This window comes from Seleniivibrio sp., assembly GCF_021209385.1.
GTDB lineage: Bacteria > Chrysiogenota > Deferribacteres > Deferribacterales > Geovibrionaceae > Seleniivibrio.
Map to the genome: position 1 here is coordinate 1 of NZ_JAJOIL010000029.1, position 21,589 is coordinate 21,589.

Genomic DNA, 21,589 nt, shown 5'->3' on the forward strand with positions numbered 1-21,589 from the left:
CGATTATCGCGGTTATATTGGGGTCTGTCGCCCTGTTGGCGGTTTTCGTCTCTGTTATACTGGGGGGCGATCCTCTCTTTGGGGACGGGGAGCCTGTGTATGCTGCTGGGGCTGTGCCTGTTTAACAGGTTCAGCAGATTCAGACTGAGCAGCAGGCTTGGCAGTTTCCTGAACTTCCGGTTTCACGGTTTTAACCTCTTCCGCAGCGGGTGAAGAATTTGCAACAGTTTTCTCTTCAAAAGGAGCCTGCGCAACATCATCACGAGTAGTTTCTCTTATTTCGTCAACAGTACGAATTGTATTCTCAAGTTTTTTCTTTCTATCGATAAGCTCTTGTTTGGAAATCTTTCTGACTGCTTCATTATCTCCAGAACCCATTTTAACTTCTCTGGATTTAGGATATTTTTTATGGCGTTCCATAGCTTTTTTAAGCATCTCCTGTCTGCGGTCAAGATGCAGGTGTTTCGGGTCCAGCCCGAGCGACTTAACGGCGTCATCAGATATGGTGCCGTCGTCAGCCACGTTGTGTCCTGCTCCCTGTACGTTATTCAGAATCTCGTCTTCATTTTTTCCAAGTTTTTTCGCTACATCAGTCAGTTTGATTCCAGACATATAATTTCACCTGTTCAGCGGGTTCGTCTAAATTGGTTGCAAAGCAGTGATCTTGCCAGCTTCATTTTCTTCAGCCCGATATCTCTGCACTTTTCGTTATCGCAGACATAGGCTCCGCGCCCGTGCCTGCTCCCATTTGCATCCTCTTCGGGTTTATCGGAATAGACGAAGCGAACAAGCTCTGTTTTTTCCTTTTTAATACCACAGGACACGCAGGTTCTAATGACCCTTTTCATGATCTTCTAATTTTCTTCTTGCTCCTCAGAATCCATATCTTCAAATTTACTTGCAAGGAAGTCAATTGCGGCATTGATGATATTCACCGCTTCGTCCTCGCCTCTGCTTACCGCGTCAGCAACCTCATGAGGGCTGGCGTTTGACAGTTTTTCTATATCATCAAGCCCCGCTTCGATGAGCTTTGATACTTCATCGGCAGAGAGAACGGAAAGGTTCTCAAGGTTATATATTTCATAAAATTCTTTAAGTTCCTGTTCCTGATCCTGCATACGCTCTTTTCTGATTTCAGCGTATTCGGATTCTTTCAGGACATCAAGTCGCCATTCGGAGAGTTTAGCAGCCAGTCTTACGTTCTGACCTTTTTTACCGATTGCCAGTGAAAGCTGGTCGTCGGGAACCACTATCTCTATGGTGTCCTCGTCCTCAAAAACATTCGTGAGAACAACTTCCGCAGGGGAAATAGCGTTGCATACGAATTTGATGGGATCCGGAGACCATTCGATAACATCTATTTTTTCGCCTCTCAGCTCGTTACTGATGGCATTAATACGCACGCCTTTAAGACCGATACATGCACCAACGGGATCAATACTGCTGTTCATTGTGTAAACAGCCACTTTCGCTCTGTCGCCGGGTTCTCTGGACACAGCCTTAACGTCGATAATTCCTTCGTAAACTTCAGGGATCTCAACTTCAAACAGTTTCTTAAGGAACTGGGGATGTGTTCTGGAAAGGATAAGCTGAGGCCAGCCTTTCACTATTTTGATATCCAGAAGCAGCGCACGGACATAATCGCCGCGGTTATAGAAGTCGCCGCCGATCATCTCTCTCTTGGGGAGGATAGCTTCTGTTTTTCCAATATTTATAATAAGGTTGTCTCTGTCTGTCTTAAGCACGACACCGTTAACCACGTCGCCGACCCTGTCTTGGAACTGGTCGAGGACAACCTGTTTTTCAGCCTCGCGTATTTTTTCAAAAAGTTTCTGTTTAGCAACAAGGGCTGCCTGACGACCGAGTTCCTCAAGTGTTGTTGGAACCATGATAACGTCGCCGAGCTGCGCATTCTCTTTATACTGCTGAGCATCATCTATATATATCTCAGTCCATTTATCGTCAACACCTTCGCAAACCTCTTTAGGCAGCAGGATATCTATAATACCTTTGTCTATGTCAACTTCAACGTCGGGTTCGAGAAGTTTGCCGATCTTTCTTGCAACGGCAGCCAGAATAGCTTCTCTGAGAGCATCACAGAGAATATCTCTGGATATGCCTTTTTCTCTGCCCAGTTCATCGACAACTTTCGTCAGTTCCTTGCTCATTAGTCCTCCTAAAACTCAATCTCCAGATTGGCCTTGGAAATATTTTCTATATTAAGTTTAAATGTCTTGTTTTCTTTTTCAACGAACAGATCGACAACGCCGTTTTCGGCATTTCTGATAACGCCTGTGTAGTTTGACCTACCTGATTCGTCTTTGCTTTTTGTAACTACTTTGCATTTGCGCCCGACAAACCTTTTAAACTCGGTTTCTGTTCGCAAAGGACGCAGAAGTCCGGGTGTGGAAACCTCAAGCATGTAGCTTTCATAAGGAATGAGAGTTTCGTCAGCATCCAGATATGCAGAGATAAGCTTGCTGATCTCGGAACAGTCTTCAATACATGTCCCCTTCTCATTGTCGATGGTGATTCTCAGTATTTTGCCGCCCGGTTCGCTTCTGAGTGTCATATCAAAAAGCTCGCAGCTTTTGTTTTGGACGATAGATTTGACCTGTGGTCTTATCTTATCAAGAATTATTTTGCTAACAGGGTTCTTCATCTGTCTCCGAATAGCTGTGTATACCACACAAAAAAATTGGCGGGCTATGCCCACCTGAGGTTGTTTCTAGCACACGACTGGTTAAATAGCAAGCACTTTATTTCAAAATGCCCGATTAAAGCGGTTTCAGATAAAATAGAAACCATATTTAAGGTCAACCACTCTTTCGATGAATCCGTCCACGAACGTCGGGTCTGTGCATCCGTGCCCGCCGATGTGGATACCGGGTTTTATGCGTTCCCCATGGAAATCGCTTCCGGCTGTTACAAGCAGGTTGTGCTTTTTCGCCGTATCCAGATATTTCTGCACCTGTTCAGGAGTGTGATATGTACTGTATGCTTCAATACCGGCTATTCCGTCGGTGATGAGTTCTTCGATATCCCTGTCTTTATAAAGTCCGGGGTGAGCAATGCAGAGAACAGCGTTGTCCTTCAGCTTTTCTATGGTGTCGTAATAATCCAGCATACGAACGTCCACCCATGCCTTTCCGCCTTTAAAGAAATAGTCGAAATAGAAATTAGTAAACGGTGATATTGACTTTTCGCCTTCAAGATAATCTTTGAGCGCTTCCCTGTTTTCGGGGTGTTTTGAAAGCACAGTAAGAAACGTTACACCCGAGGGGGTCTTTCCGCCCGCTGCCTTCATAAGCTCTGCATATTCGATATTGAATCCCATATCCTGAAGCCTTTCCACACGCATCTGAGTCTGTAGGTCTCGGTTCTGCTTAAATATCTCAAGAACCCCGAGAAGTGCATGACAGCCCTCGTTAAAGCCATATGCGCAAACGTGTATCTCTCTGTCACCGTGGTATGTGGAAAGCTCCACTCCGTTGATGAACATGGTCTCGGAACCATACCGTCCCTTGTTCCATTTCATCTCGTTACAGGCTGTCAAAGTGTTGTGGTCGGTTATGGAAAATGTGCTTATTCCCCTTGTGCGAACAACAGTCAGTATCTGCGCAGGGGTAAGAACACCATCGGAGCTGTGGCAGGAATGTATATGCAGATCGAAACTGCCCACAGAATATTCCAAACCACACCTCCGTCAGTAATTTTTAATAGTTAAATCCTGTGTCAAATGCCTTAAGGTTCAGTTCGATGGTTTTCGGAGGAACGCGGTCTTTAACTGCCTGTTCCCATACCTCTTTTGCGAAAGGAACCGATTTCGCCAGAATACCCAGAACCACCATGCCGGCAATCTTCTGATTGCCAAGCTCTATCGCCTTGGATATGGCGTCAATTTCGTACACTTTGCTGAATTTCGATTTAACAGAATCAACCTTGCTCTGCGGGTATTCCGCCGCACCATCCGCCACAGAGGGAGGAAGAATCATCTGTGTATTAAGAATAAGCGTTGTGTTGTCCGAAATATATTCAGAATATCTTAAAAATTCCATTCTTTCAAACGAAACTACAATATCTGCACTTTTGAGTGGGATGGTCGGCGAATCAACCGTTTCGCCTATGCGTATGTGGGTAACAACACTGCCGCCCCTTTGCGCCATACCGTGAATCTCGCTTTTTTTAACGTCGTATCCCGCTGCCAGTGCAACATCACACACGATGTTGCTGGAAAGGACGGTACCCTGTCCGCCCACGCCTACCATAAGTATATCCAGTTTCATCATTTGCTCCTTTGCTCAATAGCGCCGAATTTGCATACTTTTATGCAGAGATGGCATCCTGTGCAGAGGTTTTCGTCGATAAGCGCTATGCGTTTTGAAGCGTTCCAGGCTATCGCTGGGCAGCCGAGCTTAGTGCATACGCGGCACCCGCTGCATTTGTCCTCGTGTATGAAATAAGGTTCTTCAATGACTGTTCTGTCAGCGAAGATGCAAGGTTTGTTCGTGATGATAACGCTGGGTTCAGGCTTTGATGTCTCCTCTTTGAGCACTTCCATTGCGTTTGCGACATCAAACGGGTCGATAACACGGATATTCTCCTCTTTAACACCGACTGCCTTGCAGATAGCCGCAAAGTCTATCTTAGGCATGGGGTTGCCGTGGATATCCTTTCCTGAGCCTGCGTTGGGCTGGTGTCCGGTCATGCCGGTGATGGTGTTGTCGAGGATTACCACAGTTGAGTGACCCTGATTGTAAACAGTGTTCACCAGCGAGTTTATACCTGTGTGCAGAAAAGTGGAGTCGCCTATAACGGCAACGGATTTTTTGGACATATCGTCAGTAGCTTTGTCCAGACCGTGCGCCATGCCGATACTTGCACCCATACAGACTGTCGTGTTGATAGCCTGAAGGGGCGGAAGAAGACCGAGAGTGTAACAGCCGATGTCGCCAGTTACAAAAAGTTTCAGTCTGCTGATGGCATAAAAAATGCCTCTGTGGGAACAGCCGGGACACATATTTGGCGGACGGAAAGGAAGTGTTGTATCGACGTCAGCCTCAACAGGCAGGAGCCCGAAGAGTTCGCGGACAGCGTCAACTGAAAGCTCACCGCAAAGGTCTCTGTCGAGAGGTTCAACCGCAATACCTTCCGCCTTTATCTCGGTTTCATAAAATTTATCAAGCTCTTCAACCACATACATTTTATCAACTGACGCAGCGAATTCTGCTATTTTCTTCATGGGAAGCGGCCAGGCGAGGTCAAGTTTAAGTGTTGAAGCTTCGGGCATCGCCTCTCTTACATAAGTGTAAGCAACACCTGAGCATACAACACCTATCTTCTTGTCTCTCATGGTTATTTTATTATATTTATCGCCTTCGGCAAGCTCTTTGAGAAGTTCGAGCCTGTTCTCCACAAACCTGTGTTTCTTCCTTGCGTTTGCAGGAATCATAACCCATTTGGCGATATTGTTTTCAGGTGCAAATTTTGGTGCCTCAACTCTGTCTTCAAGTTCAACTATTGTCTGAACATGGGAAATTCTTGTGGTTGAGCGCACAAGTACGGGCGTACAGTATTCTTCGGACAGCGCGAATCCGTCTTTTGTAAACTGTTTGGCCTCCTGGCTGTCGCAGGGTTCAAACATCGGCACCTTGCCGAAACGGGCAAAATGTCTACTGTCCTGCTCGTTCTGAGAGCTGTACATGTTGGGGTCATCTGCGACTATCACAACGAGACCTGCGTTAACCCCTGTGTATGAAAGGGTCATAAGCGGGTCGGCTGCAACGTTAAGCCCGACGTGTTTCATGCAGGACATAGCTCTTTTTCCGCCGAGGCTCGCGCCTATGGCAACCTCAAGACCGACTTTTTCGTTTGTCGCCCATTCGGTATATATCTCTTTATAGTGTGCAACGTTCTCAGTTATCTCAGTGCTGGGTGTTCCGGGATAAGAACTGACAACACCCACGCCCGCTTCGTATGCTGCGCGGGCAAAAGCCTCATTACCGCTTAAAACCTTCTTCATCAGCCATTCCACCTTTTAAGCTGTTTAAGAAGTTCGCTTTCGGGGTACGCAGTTTCAAACTCTTTCATCAGTTTTTCTTTGTCTGCGCCGTTGGCTGCAAGGCAAGCTCTGTAATACCATACGGAACCGAGTTTACCGGAATTTATATAGGCTTTCGGGTCAACGCCCTGACCTTCGATATCCGCTTTAAGGCTGTCGGCAAGTTCTTTCATCTCACCGCCTGATTTTGCCAGCATTTCGTCAGCGGCTTTGATATTTTTACCCTGAACATACATCTCTGCTGAGCGCAGACTTATGTAGTCGGATGCATTTTTGAATTCTGATGCAGATTTGCTGTATTCAGCAACTTTTGAAGCTTCGTAGTTGTTCATTATAGCGGTAAGCTCAAGCATACCGACCTTGTTAACCAGCATAGTATCTTTGGATTTGTTCATTTTTGTGAACGTATAACCAAGCACAAACAGAACAAGAAGGGCAACAAGCCCGATAACCATCTTCTTAAGGTTTCTCGCTAAAAAATGCTCAACCTTATCAATAGGTTCTTCTTCGATGTCAATAACAGATTTTCTCTTGCTCACTTTCTTCCTCCGTAAAGTCTGTCAAAAAGAACTTTATTATTATTAATTACTTTCTCAACCTGATCATTATTAAGCCCTGCTCCGGCGAGAATCCTTTTCGCCTGTTCAAAGCTGACCCTATCGCCGGGTGCATGGTAATCGTTATTTATAACAAGCTCTCCGCCAAGCTCCAGCACTGTTTTTGCAACGTGACCGTTGGTGATGCTGTGTCCTTTGCGGGTTGATATCTCAAAGAAAACTCCGTTAGATATACCTTTTTTTACAACATCTTCTGTTATAAGCCCCGGATGCGCAAGGATATCCACACCTGCCTCAACAGCGGCAAGATTTGTACCCTCTTCCACAGGTTCGACGATGGTTTCACCGTGTACCACGATGATATCAGCGCCCGCTTTGCGCGCCTTGACCGTAAGCTCGCCTATTCTCTCTGGGCTGACGTGGGTCAGCTCAAGACCGATTATGACCTTGAAATCGTCGCCGTTAGCGTTCACCTGTTCTTTGAAACGGAGCTGATTCTCCAAAATCAAAAGATAGTTGGACTCGTCAGCATGGTCTGTCAGAGCCATGCCGCCATAACCGTCGGTTTTTGCCCTGCGTACCGATTCTGCGGGGATAAGCGCTCCGTCGCTGAACGTGGTGTGTGTGTGCAGGTCATATAATTTCATGCTACACCGTCCTGTTTGTATCCAGAAACTGTCTTACTATTGTTATAACTTCATCAGGGGTATCCACAAGCTGGATATACTGAAGATCCTGCTTTTTAATGAAGCCGTTCTCAAGCATAGAGTTTTTCAGCCAGTCCAGAAGTCCGCCCCAGTATTCGGTACCGACGAGTATCATTGGGAAAGGTATTATCTTTCCTGTCTGAATGAGGGTAATCGCCTCAAAAAGTTCGTCCATGGTGCCGAACCCGCCGGGAAGAATTATAAACGCATTGGCGTATTTAACCAGCATTACTTTTCTTACAAAAAAATAGTCGAAAGTCACTGACTTTTTTACATAAGGATTGATTTTCTGTTCAAACGGAAGTTCTATATTAAGCCCTATGGACTGCCCTCCAGCCTCGAAAGCGCCTCTGTTCGCCGCCTCCATAACGCCGGGACCGCCGCCTGTTACAACGCTGATGCCTTCTGCGGCAAGTTTTCTGCCTATCTCTCTGGCAAGCTCGTATTTTGCGTCGCCCTCTTTCACCCTTGCGGAACCGAAAACAGTTACAGCAGGGTCAATTCCGGAAAGTTTTTCAAATCCCTCTACAAATTCGGCGAGAATTTTGAAGATACGCCAGGTGTCACCCACCTTCATATCATCAATTAAATACTGCATTCCGCCGATATCATTACAATCTTTCATAAACACCATCCATTGCAGGAAACAATTAAAATACACAAAATACGTTCTGTTTTCAATTGAATATTGAAAAGCACCGTAATGTTTGCGATGCAAATAGTAAAAGAAATAGTATAAATTTATTTTATTGACACAACTAATCTGTTGACAAAAACCAAACACATCTCTAATGTACCACTATGTTAGGACTTGACGATACACTCACATTTCTGATCAACAGGGCTTCAACACTTGCCAGACAAGAGTTTGAAGGCAGACTTCGTAAGTTTGACCTCACTCCGGCACAGTGGGCGGTTCTCATTCGCCTTTCCGAACAGGACGGGCTTAATATGACCGAACTGGGGCACCTTCTTTATTTTGACAAACCCACAACAACCGGAGTTGTCAACCGTCTCGTGAAGAAAAAATATGTCAAAAAGGTTAAAAACCGTAAAGACCGCAGGGTTACGCATGTTTTTATCACGGATGCAGGAAAAGATGCTCTCATTCCCGTTGAACCGATCATAAACTTCTACTCAGAGAACTTTCTTAAAGATATCTCCGAAGAAGAATATGAAACGGCTAAAAATGTGCTTAAAACACTCATAAGAAATATCAAAGCTGTAGAAAACTATTAATATCCGGTGTTCAATCGGATTAAATATGTTGAACAGGCGTTTAGTTTTTGATAATATCACTGCGTTTACTTCCTGCATCTGATATAATCGAAATATAAGAGGCTTGTATGAACAAATATATTCTCGGCGCAATTCTTCTTTCCGCTGTTTCAGCGTCCGCAATGACGCTGGATACAGCAATAGATTCAGCTCTTAAAAACAACAGCTCACTTGAATCACAAAGATACACGGTCAAATCATCACAATATCAGGCACAGGCACAAAAAAGCGGTTATTTTCCTAAAGCAGATGCCGGATACGCATATAAACACAGTTCCGAAAAAGCTTTCAATTACGTTGAGGAACAGTTTTCTCAGGTCGGGCTTGAAATATCCTATAACCTCTTCAGCGGCGGTGCTGACAAATACGGCTATCTTTCCGCCGAAAAACAATATGAAGCAGAAAAATATAACGAAACAGCCATGGAACACGACATTGAGCTGTCTGTAAAAAAAGCCTACATTCAAATACTCAAGGCAAAAGAAAACATAACAGTGGCAGAGCGTGCCGTTGCTCTGCTTGAAAACCAGCTTAAAGATATAAACCTTTCCTATTCCGTGGGATACGTCGCGAAAAACGAAGTGCTGAAAGTTGAAGCGGAACTGGCATCCTCAAAACAAACAAGACTCTCTGCCATCAGCGGCTACAAGACGGCTGTATTCACTCTGGAACAGCTGACTGGAACCGATTACCCTGACAACGAAATATTTGAAGCTTTTCAGCTTTCAGATAATATTCCGCCTTATGACGAGCTAAAAAAGGAAATGTTTGAAAACCGCAGTGAGATAAAATACACACGCAGACTTATTGAGTCGGCAGAATACTCCAAAAAAGCTGTTAAAGCAGGTTATATGCCGCGCGTGGATGTCGGAGCAGGATTCTATTCATACGGGCAGGACATTTCCCCTTCGGACAGGGATTACGCTTACGATTCAGAAACACTGCTTTCCGCATCGGTCAATCTGAATCTTTTCGACGGTTTTACCAAAAAGAACAATATCATGGCGAAGGAATCGACAAAAAATTCGCTGATTTATACTCTGACCGAACTTAAATCTCAAATGGAATTACAACTTAAGACCGCACTGGAAAATCTGGCACTGGCGAAAGCAAGCCTTGAAACGGCAAACAGCGAAGCGGATTCAGCGGCAGAAAACTACCGCATCACACAGAACAGGTTCAGGCAGAAAGTGGCAACCAATACCGATCTGCTGGATGCCAGAGTGATGCTCACCCGCGCGGAGAGCAACCAGAACACTGCCCGTTACAACATCTATGAAGCCATTGCGGAAATAGAGAGAATAACAGAAAAAAAGGGGCTGTAAAAACAGCCATGAGTATTTACATAAAACCTTCGCGCTTCATCAACTGCTTTACCTCTTCTGGGTAAATTGCTCTGTTTATTGCCTCTTCTTTAGTTATAAGCCCCTTACGGAAGTTATCCATAAGCGATTGGCTCATGGTCTGCATCCCATGCTCACCTTGTCCCGCCTGCATGGAAGAATAGACCTGATGTAGCTTGTCTTCGCGTATCAGGTTGCGTATGGCAGAGGTGGGGATAAGCACTTCGCAAACCATCACTCTGCCCTTTCCGTCAGCTTTCTGAACAAGCTGTTGGGAAATAACACCCTCAAGAACAAAAGACAGCTGCGCCCTGACCTGCGACTGCGCATGGGATGGGAAAACGTCTATTATCCTGTTTATGGTCTGCACCGCGCTGTTGGTATGCAGAGTCCCCATGGCAAGGTGACCAGTCTCAGCTATGGTGAGAGCTGCTTCGATGGTTTCCACGTCGCGCATCTCACCTATCAGACACACATCAGGATCCTGTCTCAAAAGGTATTTAAGTGCGTTAGCGAATGATTTCGTATCGGCGTTTAGCTCTCTCTGGTTCACAGTAGCCATTTTGTGCGGATGCACAAACTCTATGGGATCTTCTATGGTAACAATATGAACGGGTTTTTCGGAATTTACTTTGTCTATCATTGCCGCAAGTGTGCTGGATTTACCGCTTCCGGTGGGGCCTGTGACAAGCACAAGCCCTCTGGGTTTATCGCAAAGTCCTGCTACCACTGGCGGAAGATTGAGTTGCTCAAAACTTCTTATTTTATAAGGAATTAAACGGAAAGCGGCGGCAACAGCACCCCTTTGCATAAAGAAATTTGCTCTGTAGCGGCTTACATTCTTTATTCCGAACGAGAGGTCAAGTTCCCATTCTTCTTCAAAACGCTTTTTCTGGGATTCGTTCAGGATACTGTAGCACATAGCCTTAGTATCTGCGGTTGAAAGAGGTTCGCCGTCCATCTTAACTAGGTCGCCGCTTATCCGGAATGCAGGCGGTGAACCGGCTGTGATATGAAGGTCGCTTGCATCCATCTCAACCATTTTTGTAAGCAGTTCCTGCAAGTTATAAGACATATCCGCCTCCTAAAGACCAAGCTCTCCGGCAATCTCCTTAACAGTGAACACGGGACTAAGCCCTGTCCATATTTCAAAAGCTTTTGCCGCCTGATAGACAAGCATAGGGAAACCGTCCAGAAGTTTGCACCCGCAGCCGGACATCTGCATCAGAAACGGAGTCAACCCCTTCTTATATTGGAGATCGACGGCCGCTTTTCCGCAGCCCACACTGGACATATCTGCGAAAACTCCGTCTTTCAGCCCCATGCTGGTGCCGTTTATAACATAGTCAAAATTTCTGTCAGTCTTAATAAAATTATAATCCTGAACAGATGCTCTGTCAAAGTTCATTGCTTTCAAAATTCTTTCGGCCTTGCCAGTGTCGCGGTTGACAACGGTGAGCTTCACATCGCTGTTTTTCAGTGAATAAAGCACTGCCTTCGATGCCCCGCCACAGCCCAGAAGCAGAACCTCTGAACCTTTCATATCGCATCCGCCGTCTTTAAGCATCTCTTCAAAACCATAAACGTCCGTATTGAATCCTTTCAGTCCGTTGTCGTTAAGAACCGTATTCACTGCTCCGACACCTGAAGCGACTTCGTTTTCCGAGATAAGATATTGTCTTATCTCTTCCTTATGGGGAACAGTGACGTTGAAGCCTTTGAATGAGTATTTTTTAAGTGTGTCAATAGTTTCAGCGAGTGCATGACCGCCGTCCGTTTCAAAACAACAGAAACCGCCGTTAAGACCGGAACTCTTTAGAAATCTGGTCTGGATAAACGGTGAAAACGTATGGCTTAACGGATTCCCTATGAGCGCCAGATTAAGAAACATCTTTTCCCTCGATGCTTTTGCCGTCATCAGGCTCAACAAGTCCTGCTGAGATGATGAACTTAACTCCGTCATCCACAGATATTTCGGCATCCACTATCTCTTTCTTCGGGATGATAAGCACGAAACCGGAGGTAGGGTTAGGTGTTGTGGGGATGAATACGTTGATGCAGACCTCTCCTGTCGCCTTATTGAAGAATTCACAGGATTCTCTGGTCAGAAACCCAATACTGTACATCCCTTTTCTGGGGTATTCCACAAGCACTACCTTTTTAAAGCTTCCGCCCCCAGCCGTCTGAACAGCGTGTACGACCTGCTGGATGGATGAATAGATACTGCGCACAACCGGAATTTTGTCTGCAATACGCTCCACAAGACGCAACGTGACTTTGCCGATATAGTGCTTAGCTGCAACGCCTATCAGAACAAGAAGGACAAGTATAATAACAAATGAGATAACCTTCTGTATATAAATGTGTATCTCAACTTCCATGTGCCTGGTTATCATACCCAGATAAGGCAGAAAGAAGCTGGAAAATTTCTCAAAAAGAAATTTTATGACCCAGAAGGTCACAATAAGAGGAAGCGTAGCCAGAATACCTGTTATCAGCGAACGCTGAACGAACACCCGGAACTTGCCAAGCATTTAATGCCTCCCAAAAATAATCAGCTATGTTTAAAGAGCTGCCTTTCAAGCAGCCTGTCGTAACCGCTCCATCCTTTTTCCACCCCGTCTCTTTCAAAGATAGAGAAAAAGGTGTTAAGTTTTGCGTCCATGTCGTCCAGATGATGAAGGATGAACGCTTCTGGGGTTTTCGGTTTCTTAGGCGAGCCGTATTCAAGAAGTCCGTGGTGGCTCACAATGAGGTGGGATATAAGATATTTCAGGTCTTCGGGGAAACCGTCTATTTCTGAAATGTATTTATTCAGCATCTCAACGCCGAGCAGAAGATGTCCGAGGAGTTTGCCGCTGTCGGTATACTCAAGCCCTGTTCCTGCCTGCATCTCCTTCACCTTGCCGAGATCGTGAAACAATGCGCCCATGATAAGATGCTGTGTGTTTACAAGGTCTTTATAGTAATCGCCCACAAGAACTGAAAGGCGAACGATGCTCAGAGTATGCTCCAGAAGCCCGCCGACATACGCATGATGTACTGATTTTGCCGCAGGCATCTTTTTGAAGCTTTCAAGAGCTTCCGTGTCTTTAAAAAATCTGTCAACAAGCGCTGCCAGATAGGGGTCTGTTATCTTTTCCAGAAGGAGGAGTTCAAGTTCCTGAATCAGTTCTTCAGAGTTTATACCGTGTTTCGGCAGAAATTCAGACGGATCGGCATCCTTAACGACGGTCATGGTGGATATTTTGAGCTGATCCTGTCCGCCGAACTGCTGAATCATACCCACGGCATCCACTATATCGCCGTTTTGCGGGTCAAATTCCAGTTTGTTGCTCTCGAACATGATACCGTTGCGTCTGTTGCCTTCTCTGTCGCACATAATAGCCCGAAGGTAGGGTTTACCGTCCTTTGTCTTGCTTTTGATGATGTCTGTAAGCATATATCTGCCGGGTATTTCCACTAGCGCCCTCCGACTGTTATTTCAGGTATGCGCAGCGTAGGCTGTGCATCTGTAATCGGTACACTCTGCCATTCTTTTCCGCATACTCCTATGCCGAAACCAAGGTCAGAACCCACCATATCTATGTTTGCCATAACCTCCGGACCATTGCCCGTCAGAGTGGCGTTTCGTACAGGTTCGCCGATCTTGCCGTTCTCAATGAGATAACCTTCCGTTACCTCAAAAACAAAATCTCCTGTGACAGTGTTCACCTGTCCTCCGCCCATTCCTGCAACATACAGTCCTTTCTGAACGGAAGCTATTATATCTTCGGGCTTTGTCACGCCCGGTTTTATGTATGTGTTGGTCATGCGTACTATCGGTCTGTATCTGAAACTCTGTCTGCGACCGTTTCCAGTGGATTTTTTGCCCTCTTTCATTGCATACAGTCTGTCATACATATAGCTTTTAAGTACACCGTTCTCTATAAGAACGTTCTCCGATGAAGAAGTTCCCTCATCATCGTATAAATAACTGCCGCGTTTGCCAGCCAGTGTTCCGTTGTCAACAACAGTAATCAGTTCTGACGCCACTTTCTCGCCGGTTCTTCCGGCAAAAACGCTCATGCCGTTACAGGCGATATCAGCCTCCAGCCCATGCCCCACAGCCTCATGCACCATAGTGCCGCCCGCTTTGGAACCAAGAACAACAGGCATCATCCCTGCCGGAGCGTTCTTCGCCCTGAGATTCTGCATCGCAAGTTTTCCGGCACGATCGCCTATGGATGCGAAATCCATTTTTCCTGCCTCTTCCGCGCCGAAAGCACCGCCTTCGGATATTACTGCTGTCTGCATTTCTTTACCGTTGGAAGCAGTAACGATGGAGTGAGCAATCACATAATTAAGACTCTGGGATATATCATCTCCTAAGCTATTGATAACCCGTGTATTGCGGACAGTTTCCATATATTTGCCGGTTTTCTGTATTATACAGCTGTCGACGGATGCCGCTCTGTCCATTTCGGAGATTATCGCTATTCTCTTTTCTATGGGCAGTCTGCTCAGAGTCTTATAGTTCTTAACGGAAACCGGAGCCCCGAAAGCGATATCCCGCGCATCGTTCTTAACAGAATATAAAAGCGCTTCCGCTGTGTCCCACATGGACATTTCATCCGTATCTGTGGTGTAACCGAAAAATGTCTTTCCATCGTCTATGAGCCTGAAAGCAATTCCCTGCTCAACAGTGTTTTCAAATCTGTCCGGCTTACCGTTTTCAAAAACAGCCGCCAGCCGTTCGGTTTCCTCTGCAAATGCTTCCGCATAAACCCCGTGAGCTGAAAGTTTTTTCAATATCCGGTGAATGACAGCTTCTGAGAAATTACCATTCATCAATTTTTTCGCTCACTTCGGTATGGATATTCTCTATGGTCATTCCATGATTTCTTAGATCTTCAAGAACCAGAAGAACTTTTTCATACTGATCATCGGTGGAGTATATTACCATAGCGCCTTTTTTTGCATCCACAGTACGCACCAGTCCGATCCCCTCGTGAGAATCTATAATACTGTTGACGATAAGCACATTCTGCTTATCGATGTTGAATTTAACTCTGACAGTATGCGGCATTTAAAACTCCAGAAGCTCAATACGGCATTTGACACCGGCACCGATCAGCGGTGTAAGATCAAACCTGTCCGAGTTTTCAATGTAAACAAGAGGCATATTAAGACTGTTTATTTTTTCTGCAAATTTTTCAATATTTTGCATATAATAGTTAAAGTCAAACAAGAAGAATCCGCTACTGAATATCAGACCTTTTTTACGGATTATTACGCCTTCTTCCACTGCAAACCGGAGACCTTCGCCTTTCAGTTTGTCAATCTCTGCGGTCAGAGCGCCATAACTGAAAAGGTCGATGCGGGCACTCATGCCTCTGCATTTGCCCGCTTCCATATCGTAATCCACAATCACGGGGAAGATATCAAGGTCTCTGAAAGTGATTTTTGTTGCGGGGAAATCAGGACTCAACCTTGTCCTCCGCAAGATTATATTTCTTTCTGATATTTTCCAGAATACCGTTTACCAGAGAAGCCGATTTTTCATCGGAATATTTTCTTGCAAGCGTAACAAAATCATTCACAACCGCATAAAAAGGAGCGTTGCCTCCGAAAAGCTCATGAACGGCAACACGCAGAATACTTCTGTCCACCTCACCCATCGGTCGTAATTCCAGTCTTCACGAATGAAAGATTTGATTATTTCATCGTTGGTATCCACGCCCGCAGACGCACCAAGGAAAAGAGAACAGGCGAATTCTTTCGTATCTTCACTCTCTTCCTCTACAGATTTCCAGTATGAATCGGAGATGTCCTTAGGGTTTTCATCTGCGTTGACAGAGAACCTGTACATCATCTCAAATGCGTATCTTCTTCCTTTTGTGCGTTCTTTGTATTGTTTCTTCATTATACCAGCTTCAGCACGTTAACCATTTCGAGTGCGGACATTGCAGCCTCAGCACCTTTGTTGCCGTGTTTTGTTCCGGCTCTCTCAACAGCCTGCTCAATAGTGTCTGTTGTCAGAACACCGAAGATTACAGGAACACCTGTATCCAGAGATACTTTCGCCACACCCTTTGAAACTTCGGATGAAACAAAGTCAAAATGGGGGGGTTGAACCTCTGATAACTGCGCCAAGAGTGATGATTGCATCATATTTTCCAGTCATAGCCAGTTTTTTTGCCATAAGCGGAATCTCGAAAGCGCCGGGAACCTTATAAACAACAACGTCCTCTTCAGCAGCTTCGTGACGAACCAGAGCGTCTACAGCGCCTCCTATAAGGCTTTTAGATATAAAGTCGTTGAATCTGCCGCCAACTATGGCAAACTTCATTCCTTTGCCGCTGTATATCCCCTGTACGGTTTTAATTTCCATCGTTTTCTCCTATATGTCCAGATGGTGTCCCATCTTTTCTTTTTTGGTCTTCATGTAATATTCGTTGTTGGGGTTCACACCGCATGTGATACCCACACGTTCAACAATCTCAAGTCCATAGCCGGAAAGACAACGCATTTTTTTAGGGTTGTTGGTGATAAGTCTTATCTCTCTGATGCCCATATGTCTGATTATCTGCGCACCGAAACCGTAGTCGCGCAAATCCTCCTCGAAACCAAGCTGAATATTTGCCTGAATGGTATCGAGTCCTTCGTCCTGGAGGTGGTAAGCATTTATCTTGTTAAGGATGCCGATACCTCTGCCCTCCTGAAAGAGATAAAGTACCATGCCTCTGCCCTCTTCTTCCACCATTTTCATAGCGGCGTGGAGCTGGTCTCGGCAGTCGCAGCGTTCCGAACCGAAAACATCACCGGTCAGACACTGGGAATGTATACGCATAAGAACAGGATTCGGTGTTTTAAGATCACCCTTCCAGATAACAACGGCTTCCTGTCCGTCAACACTGCTTTTGAAACCGGTTATGTTGAAATCGCCGAATTCTGTGGGCAGGTGGGCTGTTGTTGTCTCCTTGATGAGCTGTTCGGTATCCATTCTGTATTTTATCATATCAGCAATTGTGAGTATTTTTAAATTATGCTCTTTTGCGAACTCAAGAAGCTGAGGCATTCTTGCCATGGAGCCGTCGTCGTTCATTATCTCACAAATGACAGCGCCGTAGTTGTTAAGACCTGCCATCATGGCAAGGTCAACAGAGCCTTCAGTCTGCCCAGCGCGGACAAGAACTCCGCCCTCTCTCGCACGCAGAGGAAATATATGTCCGGGGCGGGCAAGGTCTTCTGCTTTTTTGGTGGGGTCGTTTGCAACTCGCACGGTCTGCGCCCTGTCGTGCGCAGATATACCTGTTGTAACACCGTCCTTTGCCTCTATGGAAACAGTGAAAGCTGTGCCGAAGCGAGCAGAATTGCGGTCTTCCCGAACCATCAGGTCAAGACCAAGCTCATCGCATCTTTTCGACGGCATCGCAAGACAGACAAGTCCGCGTCCGTATTTCGCCATAAAATTTATCTTTTCCGGTGTAACGAAATCTGCGGCAAAAACAAGGTCGCCCTCATTTTCCCTGTCCTCGTCATCCACCAGAATGATCATCTTACCGTTTCTTATGTCCTCAAGCGCTTCTTCAACAGTGCAAAGCGCCTTTTTCATATCGCTCATGATAACTCCTTAATCCATAAGGCTGTTCAGATTTTCCAGAAAATCGCCGCTGCCTTTCTCTTTTTTCAGCAGTTTTTCCAGATATCTTGCCACCGTATCCACTTCAAGATTTACGATGGAGCCATGTTTTTTATCTGCAAGAGCAGTGTTCTCGTATGTATGCGGAATCACGGCTACATCGAACGTAAGCCCGCCGACGCGTGCCGTAGTAAGACTTATGCCGTCCACACATATAGAACCCTTCTCAGCTATATACCTGTCTATGCTCTGCGGGTACCTGACCGTCAGTATATACGCATTGCTTTTCTTCTCAAGCTTTTCTATTGTACCAGTGGCGTCAACGTGTCCGCTGACAAGGTGTCCGCCCAGCCGGGTATTAAGTGTAAGCGCCCTTTCAAGATTCACCTTGGTACCGTTTGGTGCCGAGGCAAATGCGCTCTTTTTAAGTGTCTCGTAAGAAATATCCGCTTTGAAAGTGTCTCCTGACATAGACGTAACGGTAAGGCATGTGCCGTTCACCGCTATTGAATCGCCGATAGCGGAACCTTCCAGCACTTTCTTACAGCCCACCATAACAATGGCGAAATCACCCCTGCGCTCGATGGAAACGATCTTTCCGGTCTCCTCAACAATACCTGTAAACATCTATCCCTTGTGTGCCGAACATCCGCATGAACTGCACCCTCTTATTTTTTCAGTAAGCTCCAGAACAGGTTTCGTAAAATCCGTCACCTTGCCGCTGTAGAGCATATCGCCCTCAAACATTCTGGTCTGTACATCTGTTAATTTATGCGCAAGCGAAACGGATTCAACACCGTTTCCGCAAACTGACACTCTGTCGCCGCCTATAACTATGGGAGCGATAATAAAATCCGCCTTGTCAATAAGCCCTGCATCGAAAAATGAACCGACAGTTTTGCCGCCGCCTTCTATCATAACGTTAAGAATCTTTCTTTCTATCAGTTTCTTAGAAAGATATTGCAGATCCAGTCCATTTTCCGTGCACGGAACAGATAATACATCTATGCCACATTTTTCATATTTATCAATATTTTTATTGCGATCAGACGTAACATATATAAGTTTATCCTTCGAGTTTTGAACCAGTTTGCGTTCAAGACTCATGCGACCGTTGGGATCAAGCACTATTTTATAAGGCTCACGATCGGATTTGATAAGCCTTACGGTGAGTTCAGGGTCGTCCTGCTCAACTGTGGAAACGCCAACCAGAACAGCATCGGAAACGGCGCGCAGATAGTGTGCATAGGCTCTTGAGGAATGGGATGTTATCCATTTTGAATCACCCGTGCGGGAAGCTATCTTTCCGTCAACAGATTGCGCAAGCTTAACTGTGAAGTACGGCATCCCAGTGTATATGAATTTTGAGAAATCTTCTATAATAGAGGCGCAAAGCTCTTCCATGTAGCCGATGAAAACCTCGACTCCGTGCTGTCTCAGATACTCAACACCCTTTCCTGCATTAACTGGGTTCGGGTCGACTACACCAATGAAAACCCTTTTAATACCTGATGCAACGATTTTTTCTACGCAAGGCGGTGTCTTCCCGAAGTGGGAACAGGGTTCGAGGGTGACATAAATATCCGCGCCTTCAACGCTTTCGGGGCAACTGTCAATTGCGTTTACCTCTGCATGTGCCTCGCCGTATGCCATGTGCCAGCCGCGGGAGATTATTTTATTATCTTTCGCAACTATAGCACCGACACAGGGATTGGTTTTCGTATATCCCTTGCCCATAAGAGCAAGCTGGACACACTCCTGCATCACATCCAGCGGATTAAGGAGTCCTTTTTCCAATTCTTCTCTCCTCGCCCCTGACCATTCTGGCTATGTTTCCTCTGTGGAGCCAGATTATAAGCAGGGCAATGACAACGGTTATATACCGCAGATGATCCCATTCGGAAGTAAACCACACCATCACAGCGAGAAAAGCCGCAGCGGTTACGGAACCGATGGATACAATCTGGAAAACTGCAAGCATTATTCCGAAAATTACGGCAGCCACAAGAAGCTGAAATGGAGCCAGAGCCAGAAAAACGCCCACTCCTGTGGCAACCCCTTTGCCGCCTTTAAATTTCAGAAAGCAGGTGAAGCTGTGTCCTATGATCACCGCAACAGCACCGATAAGAACTATCCAGCCTTCTCCGTAAAAATGTTTGATGACGAATACAGGGATGAAACCTTTCATCATATCGACGAAAAGCACGCCGATGAATCCCCATTTTCCAAGTACGCGGGCGGCATTGCTTGCCCCTACGTTACCGCTCCCCACGGTTCTGATGTCAATACCCTTGATCTTTTTCACCACCAGATATGCAGTGGGAATAGACCCGATCACATAACATGCCGCTATGATTGCAACGGCAGGTAAAACAGAAACTATCATGATCTCACCATAATCTTATGCAGCCATGACCTCTGTAAACCAACAGCGTCGGATTCGCAGACCTCGTGACAGCAAAAACATTCGATACATTTGTTTTTATCAATAAAAGGATAGGAATCTACAACCGAAATGGCGTCAACAGGACAGCTCTTTTTGCAGAGCATGCACTTTATGCAGGGTTCCTTCAGAACCACAGGTTTCACATAGACCTGTTCCGCAACGAATTTTTTCATGAACAGCGGTACGCGAACCTTTCTGGACATGGGTATTTTTATCAAAGAAACATTCGTTTCCGGCACATCCAGCCATGAAGCGTCATAACCCGTGCGCAGTGCTTCAGCAGTTGTCAGACAAAAAGAATCTTTCAGTCCGATCATGCGGGTCACAGCAATATCAAGCCCGACCGCATCCGAGCAGGCGGCGGCTATGCCAAGCTGTATGGGTGTGCCTCTGGAGGGTCCGTCTCCTTCATGGGCGATTATGCCGTCCATGATGTGCAGCGTTTTATCACCGAGGAGCGTAAAATACTGGTATATCTTAGCTCCAAGCTCTGTATCGGAAGGATATTTTCTATGAAAGCCGACTTTTGCCGTACCGGGAACAAGCCCGAAAAGATTTTTTACGGACAGAGTAAGCCCTGTCAGTGAGTGAGTTTTGAGTTTCGGAAGATTTATAATTATGTCCACTTCATCTGCGAGTGAGGAGAACATAAAGCCGTCCTTCTGAACAGGCTCATAACTCTCAACACGAACGATTCCGACACCCTCTTCCTCTGCAACCCTGCCTATACCCGTAACATCAAGCACTTTCTCATATTTACCGAAGTTTGCACCAGGGCTGTCGCCGAGTATAAGCTCCGCTTTTGTGAAATGTTTAAGTGATGAAATCACGGCACGAACAAAGTCGGGATGAGTCGTCACAGCCCTGTCCGGCGGCGTTGCGGAAAGTAGATTGGGTTTTATGAGGATTTTGGACGCAGAAGCAAGTCTGTCTTTTTCAGATTCAAAATATATGTCTATCAGCTCTTTAAGGCTATCATCCTGATAGCTTCCGCATTGCGCGGTGAATAGTTTACGCATTTTCGGATCTTATAAAGTTCCTGTAGTATACCCATGCGGACTGGACAGAAAGAATAACTGACAGGTAAACAAGTACTTTTCCTATCAGCATCACATCCAGACCAAACAGCGGGTTTTTAAAGATTATACAGCCAACCCCTACCATCTGAAAAGCGGTTTTTATCTTTCCGCCCATTCCGGCGGCGATAACCTGTCCCTTGCTGGCGGCAAAACTGCGCAGTGCATTTATGGCAAGATCGCGCGTGATAAGGATGATAACGACCACCGCTTCAAGCCTATGAAGTTCAACAAACACTACCAATGTGGCAGTTACAAGAACTTTATCAGCTATTGGATCAAGTATTTTACCTAAGTCAGTAATAAGATTGTATTTTCTGGCAATATAACCATCAACATAGTCAGTTGAGGCTGCAATTGTATAAAGAACAGTGGCAATAACATCGCTCCAGAAAGTATCCAGATACATCAGCCATATAAATACGGGTACCATGACTATCCTGAATATTGTGAGCCAGTTTGCAATGTTCATCTGAGCTGATAACGACATAATTAAA

General features: G+C 45.6%; 27 protein-coding genes and 1 pseudogene. 2 read left to right on the top strand and 26 right to left on the bottom strand.

Annotation, left to right across the window (positions count from 1 at the left end; translation table 11 throughout):
• Positions 1-54: 54 nt before the first annotated feature.
• The 10 genes from LRY47_RS09670 to LRY47_RS09715 all read right to left on the bottom strand — a co-directional run bounded on the left by LRY47_RS09670 (position 55) and on the right by LRY47_RS09715 (position 7,950).
• Complete coding sequence (locus LRY47_RS09670; RefSeq protein WP_295224737.1) at positions 55-612, bottom strand: hypothetical protein; 558 nt, start codon at positions 610-612, stop codon at positions 55-57.
• 14 nt (positions 613-626) lie between these two features.
• A complete protein-coding gene (locus tag LRY47_RS09675) occupies positions 627-848 on the bottom strand; it encodes a YlxR family protein (RefSeq protein WP_295224740.1) in 222 nt (73 codons plus the stop codon).
• A gap of 6 nt (positions 849-854) precedes the next feature.
• Positions 855-2,168, bottom strand: a complete 1,314-nt coding sequence (gene nusA, locus LRY47_RS09680) for a transcription termination factor NusA (RefSeq protein ID WP_295224742.1) — start codon at positions 2,166-2,168, stop codon at positions 855-857.
• Between the two features lie 8 nt (positions 2,169-2,176).
• The gene (rimP, locus tag LRY47_RS09685; protein WP_295224744.1) at positions 2,177-2,662 is read right to left on the bottom strand and encodes a ribosome maturation factor RimP; all 486 of its coding nucleotides are present in this window, start codon (positions 2,660-2,662) and stop codon (positions 2,177-2,179) included.
• A gap of 126 nt (positions 2,663-2,788) precedes the next feature.
• A complete protein-coding gene (locus LRY47_RS09690; RefSeq protein ID WP_295224745.1) occupies positions 2,789-3,694 on the bottom strand; it encodes a PHP domain-containing protein in 906 nt (301 codons plus the stop codon).
• A gap of 22 nt (positions 3,695-3,716) precedes the next feature.
• Positions 3,717-4,286 (bottom strand): indolepyruvate oxidoreductase subunit beta, encoded by a 570-nt coding sequence (locus tag LRY47_RS09695; RefSeq protein ID WP_295224749.1) that lies wholly within the window; start codon positions 4,284-4,286, stop codon positions 3,717-3,719.
• The gene (gene iorA / locus LRY47_RS09700) at positions 4,286-6,022 is read right to left on the bottom strand and encodes an indolepyruvate ferredoxin oxidoreductase subunit alpha (protein WP_295224752.1); all 1,737 of its coding nucleotides are present in this window, start codon (positions 6,020-6,022) and stop codon (positions 4,286-4,288) included. Before iorA ends, LRY47_RS09695 begins: the two co-directional genes overlap by 1 nt.
• Positions 6,022-6,600 carry a hypothetical protein gene (locus tag LRY47_RS09705; protein ID WP_295224754.1) on the bottom strand — a complete coding sequence of 193 codons (579 nt, stop codon included), beginning with the start codon at positions 6,598-6,600 and terminating at the stop codon, positions 6,022-6,024. Before LRY47_RS09705 ends, iorA begins: the two co-directional genes overlap by 1 nt.
• The gene (locus LRY47_RS09710) at positions 6,597-7,265 is read right to left on the bottom strand and encodes a histidinol phosphate phosphatase domain-containing protein (protein ID WP_295224757.1); all 669 of its coding nucleotides are present in this window, start codon (positions 7,263-7,265) and stop codon (positions 6,597-6,599) included. The genes LRY47_RS09705 and LRY47_RS09710 overlap by 4 nt, the downstream gene beginning before the upstream one ends.
• Position 7,266: 1 nt before the next feature.
• Positions 7,267-7,950 carry a TIGR00730 family Rossman fold protein gene (locus LRY47_RS09715; protein ID WP_295224759.1) on the bottom strand — a complete coding sequence of 228 codons (684 nt, stop codon included), beginning with the start codon at positions 7,948-7,950 and terminating at the stop codon, positions 7,267-7,269.
• A gap of 176 nt (positions 7,951-8,126) precedes the next feature.
• Between LRY47_RS09715 and LRY47_RS09720 the strand changes: the two genes are divergently transcribed.
• Together LRY47_RS09720 and LRY47_RS09725 are read left to right on the top strand one after the other, a co-directional pair.
• Positions 8,127-8,564 (top strand): MarR family transcriptional regulator, encoded by a 438-nt coding sequence (locus LRY47_RS09720; RefSeq protein WP_295224760.1) that lies wholly within the window; start codon positions 8,127-8,129, stop codon positions 8,562-8,564.
• A 107-nt stretch (positions 8,565-8,671) separates the two neighbouring features.
• Positions 8,672-9,928: a TolC family protein gene (locus tag LRY47_RS09725; protein ID WP_295224762.1), complete on the top strand. Its 1,257-nt coding sequence runs from the start codon at positions 8,672-8,674 to the stop codon at positions 9,926-9,928.
• Between the two features lie 16 nt (positions 9,929-9,944).
• Here LRY47_RS09725 and LRY47_RS09730 read toward each other — a convergent pair whose 3' ends face one another.
• The 16 genes and pseudogenes from LRY47_RS09730 to pgsA all read right to left on the bottom strand — a co-directional run bounded on the left by LRY47_RS09730 (position 9,945) and on the right by pgsA (position 21,582).
• Complete coding sequence (locus LRY47_RS09730) at positions 9,945-11,021, bottom strand: type IV pilus twitching motility protein PilT (RefSeq protein ID WP_295224765.1); 1,077 nt, start codon at positions 11,019-11,021, stop codon at positions 9,945-9,947.
• Positions 11,022-11,030: 9 nt separating this feature from the next.
• Positions 11,031-11,864: a shikimate dehydrogenase gene (locus LRY47_RS09735; protein ID WP_295224914.1), complete on the bottom strand. Its 834-nt coding sequence runs from the start codon at positions 11,862-11,864 to the stop codon at positions 11,031-11,033.
• Positions 11,827-12,480 (bottom strand): DUF502 domain-containing protein, encoded by a 654-nt coding sequence (locus LRY47_RS09740; protein WP_295224768.1) that lies wholly within the window; start codon positions 12,478-12,480, stop codon positions 11,827-11,829. Before LRY47_RS09740 ends, LRY47_RS09735 begins: the two co-directional genes overlap by 38 nt.
• 20 nt (positions 12,481-12,500) lie before the next feature.
• Positions 12,501-13,409 carry an HD domain-containing protein gene (locus LRY47_RS09745; RefSeq protein ID WP_295224770.1) on the bottom strand — a complete coding sequence of 303 codons (909 nt, stop codon included), beginning with the start codon at positions 13,407-13,409 and terminating at the stop codon, positions 12,501-12,503.
• Positions 13,409-14,776, bottom strand: coding sequence for a TldD/PmbA family protein (locus tag LRY47_RS09750; RefSeq protein WP_295224772.1), 1,368 nt, complete (start codon positions 14,774-14,776; stop codon positions 13,409-13,411). Before LRY47_RS09750 ends, LRY47_RS09745 begins: the two co-directional genes overlap by 1 nt.
• Positions 14,766-15,014: a DUF4911 domain-containing protein gene (locus LRY47_RS09755; protein WP_295224775.1), complete on the bottom strand. Its 249-nt coding sequence runs from the start codon at positions 15,012-15,014 to the stop codon at positions 14,766-14,768. Before LRY47_RS09755 ends, LRY47_RS09750 begins: the two co-directional genes overlap by 11 nt.
• On the bottom strand, positions 15,015-15,416 hold the full coding sequence (locus LRY47_RS09760; protein WP_295224777.1) for a hypothetical protein: 402 nt from the start codon (positions 15,414-15,416) through the stop codon (positions 15,015-15,017). It lies immediately after the preceding gene.
• A complete protein-coding gene (locus LRY47_RS09765) occupies positions 15,406-15,606 on the bottom strand; it encodes a transcription antitermination factor NusB (RefSeq protein ID WP_295224780.1) in 201 nt (66 codons plus the stop codon). Before LRY47_RS09765 ends, LRY47_RS09760 begins: the two co-directional genes overlap by 11 nt.
• On the bottom strand, positions 15,525-15,851 hold the full coding sequence (locus LRY47_RS09770; protein ID WP_295224917.1) for a hypothetical protein: 327 nt from the start codon (positions 15,849-15,851) through the stop codon (positions 15,525-15,527). Before LRY47_RS09770 ends, LRY47_RS09765 begins: the two co-directional genes overlap by 82 nt.
• A pseudogene (ribE, locus tag LRY47_RS14180) lies at positions 15,851-16,319 on the bottom strand (6,7-dimethyl-8-ribityllumazine synthase). Before ribE ends, LRY47_RS09770 begins: the two are co-directional and overlap by 1 nt.
• Before the next feature lie 9 nt (positions 16,320-16,328).
• Complete coding sequence (locus tag LRY47_RS09785; RefSeq protein WP_366043603.1) at positions 16,329-17,543, bottom strand: bifunctional 3,4-dihydroxy-2-butanone-4-phosphate synthase/GTP cyclohydrolase II; 1,215 nt, start codon at positions 17,541-17,543, stop codon at positions 16,329-16,331.
• Between the two features lie 18 nt (positions 17,544-17,561).
• The gene (locus LRY47_RS09790; RefSeq protein ID WP_295224787.1) at positions 17,562-18,197 is read right to left on the bottom strand and encodes a riboflavin synthase; all 636 of its coding nucleotides are present in this window, start codon (positions 18,195-18,197) and stop codon (positions 17,562-17,564) included.
• Positions 18,198-19,367, bottom strand: a complete 1,170-nt coding sequence (ribD, locus tag LRY47_RS09795; RefSeq protein WP_295224790.1) for a bifunctional diaminohydroxyphosphoribosylaminopyrimidine deaminase/5-amino-6-(5-phosphoribosylamino)uracil reductase RibD — start codon at positions 19,365-19,367, stop codon at positions 18,198-18,200.
• A complete protein-coding gene (gene plsY, locus LRY47_RS09800; protein ID WP_295224792.1) occupies positions 19,348-19,956 on the bottom strand; it encodes a glycerol-3-phosphate 1-O-acyltransferase PlsY in 609 nt (202 codons plus the stop codon). The genes ribD and plsY overlap by 20 nt, the downstream gene beginning before the upstream one ends.
• Positions 19,953-21,035 carry a DUF362 domain-containing protein gene (locus LRY47_RS09805; RefSeq protein WP_295224795.1) on the bottom strand — a complete coding sequence of 361 codons (1,083 nt, stop codon included), beginning with the start codon at positions 21,033-21,035 and terminating at the stop codon, positions 19,953-19,955. The genes plsY and LRY47_RS09805 overlap by 4 nt, the downstream gene beginning before the upstream one ends.
• On the bottom strand, positions 21,028-21,582 hold the full coding sequence (gene pgsA, locus LRY47_RS09810) for a CDP-diacylglycerol--glycerol-3-phosphate 3-phosphatidyltransferase (protein WP_295224797.1): 555 nt from the start codon (positions 21,580-21,582) through the stop codon (positions 21,028-21,030). Before pgsA ends, LRY47_RS09805 begins: the two co-directional genes overlap by 8 nt.
• Positions 21,583-21,589 lie beyond the last annotated feature (7 nt).

Bases quoted from the DNA above. Each gene is read 5' to 3' on its own strand.
- iorA (WP_295224752.1), bottom strand. From the start codon at position 6,022: ATGAAGAAGGTTTTAAGCGGTAATGAGGCTTTTGCCCGCGCAGCATAC.
- plsY (WP_295224792.1), bottom strand. From the start codon at position 19,956: ATGATAGTTTCTGTTTTACCTGCCGTTGCAATCATAGCGGCATGTTAT.
- LRY47_RS09765 (WP_295224780.1), bottom strand. From the start codon at position 15,606: ATGGGTGAGGTGGACAGAAGTATTCTGCGTGTTGCCGTTCATGAGCTT.
- LRY47_RS09785 (WP_366043603.1), bottom strand. From the start codon at position 17,543: ATGAAAAAGGCGCTTTGCACTGTTGAAGAAGCGCTTGAGGACATAAGA.
- LRY47_RS09735 (WP_295224914.1), bottom strand. From the start codon at position 11,864: ATGACGGCAAAAGCATCGAGGGAAAAGATGTTTCTTAATCTGGCGCTC.
- LRY47_RS09755 (WP_295224775.1), bottom strand. From the start codon at position 15,014: ATGCCGCATACTGTCAGAGTTAAATTCAACATCGATAAGCAGAATGTG.
- LRY47_RS09695 (WP_295224749.1), bottom strand. From the start codon at position 4,286: ATGAAACTGGATATACTTATGGTAGGCGTGGGCGGACAGGGTACCGTC.
- LRY47_RS09670 (WP_295224737.1), bottom strand. From the start codon at position 612: ATGTCTGGAATCAAACTGACTGATGTAGCGAAAAAACTTGGAAAAAAT.
- LRY47_RS09710 (WP_295224757.1), bottom strand. From the start codon at position 7,265: ATGAAATTATATGACCTGCACACACACACCACGTTCAGCGACGGAGCG.
- pgsA (WP_295224797.1), bottom strand. From the start codon at position 21,582: ATGTCGTTATCAGCTCAGATGAACATTGCAAACTGGCTCACAATATTC.
- LRY47_RS09730 (WP_295224765.1), bottom strand. From the start codon at position 11,021: ATGTCTTATAACTTGCAGGAACTGCTTACAAAAATGGTTGAGATGGAT.
- LRY47_RS09715 (WP_295224759.1), bottom strand. From the start codon at position 7,950: ATGAAAGATTGTAATGATATCGGCGGAATGCAGTATTTAATTGATGAT.
- LRY47_RS09675 (WP_295224740.1), bottom strand. From the start codon at position 848: ATGAAAAGGGTCATTAGAACCTGCGTGTCCTGTGGTATTAAAAAGGAA.
- LRY47_RS09720 (WP_295224760.1), top strand. From the start codon at position 8,127: ATGTTAGGACTTGACGATACACTCACATTTCTGATCAACAGGGCTTCA.
- LRY47_RS09770 (WP_295224917.1), bottom strand. From the start codon at position 15,851: ATGAAGAAACAATACAAAGAACGCACAAAAGGAAGAAGATACGCATTT.
- LRY47_RS09790 (WP_295224787.1), bottom strand. From the start codon at position 18,197: ATGTTTACAGGTATTGTTGAGGAGACCGGAAAGATCGTTTCCATCGAG.
- rimP (WP_295224744.1), bottom strand. From the start codon at position 2,662: ATGAAGAACCCTGTTAGCAAAATAATTCTTGATAAGATAAGACCACAG.
- nusA (WP_295224742.1), bottom strand. From the start codon at position 2,168: ATGAGCAAGGAACTGACGAAAGTTGTCGATGAACTGGGCAGAGAAAAA.
- LRY47_RS09805 (WP_295224795.1), bottom strand. From the start codon at position 21,035: ATGCGTAAACTATTCACCGCGCAATGCGGAAGCTATCAGGATGATAGC.
- LRY47_RS09725 (WP_295224762.1), top strand. From the start codon at position 8,672: ATGAACAAATATATTCTCGGCGCAATTCTTCTTTCCGCTGTTTCAGCG.
- LRY47_RS09750 (WP_295224772.1), bottom strand. From the start codon at position 14,776: ATGAATGGTAATTTCTCAGAAGCTGTCATTCACCGGATATTGAAAAAA.
- LRY47_RS09740 (WP_295224768.1), bottom strand. From the start codon at position 12,480: ATGCTTGGCAAGTTCCGGGTGTTCGTTCAGCGTTCGCTGATAACAGGT.